This window comes from Cupriavidus basilensis OR16, assembly GCF_000243095.1.
In the GTDB taxonomy this organism is placed as follows: domain Bacteria; phylum Pseudomonadota; class Gammaproteobacteria; order Burkholderiales; family Burkholderiaceae; genus Cupriavidus; species Cupriavidus basilensis_D.
This window is the reverse complement of record NZ_AHJE01000284.1, coordinates 1-533: the sequence shown is the minus strand read 5'-3', so window position 1 is coordinate 533 and position 533 is coordinate 1. Positions and strand designations below refer to the sequence as shown.

The 533-nt window shown below is 56.8% G+C and carries 1 protein-coding gene; it reads right to left on the bottom strand.

Annotated elements, in window-relative coordinates; translation table 11 throughout:
* Positions 1-31: 31 nt before the first annotated feature.
* On the bottom strand, positions 32-533 hold a 502-nt coding region (locus tag OR16_RS47065; protein WP_006164864.1), incomplete at its 5' end, for a hypothetical protein.

The following is a 533-nucleotide window of genomic DNA, read 5'->3' as shown; positions in this document are numbered from 1 at the left end:
TGTGCCGAAACTGGCGCTTACGAAGCGCTCGCTACTGGGGGAGGGGCGAGTCGGGAAGTGGGGTTTCGCTAGTCATCAGAAAGGTCCCAGGCTGACCGGGTGCTTCCTGAAGGTCAACAATAGAGACGCTAAAACCCTGACTTTGGCAAGCACGAGCAGTCGCAAAAAGGCACTCTTCGTCGGGCTCCACCTTTGGAAGGGTAAAGACTTGACTGCCAAGCGGCGTAACGCGATAGGTGTTCAGGTGAAGGACCTTGCCCGCGTCGCTGTGCCGCAGAGCTATGCCCCTCCTCCGCGAAAACAATATGCGAAAGTAGGATGATGCCCCGCCGCCAGATGCAGTGAATTGCAAACCGGTACCACCCACCCCACTGATCAATCCAAGCTCCTGTAGCATGAGTAGGTGAGCGATTCCAGGCTCCGCCTTCTCCTCCACCGGACCGTATCTCGGCACTATAGCCCCCAAGACAAACGGGCTAAAGTCCTCTATGGCGCGCGCTTCCTCGATGGAGAGATTCTTCAAGAAATCGAGC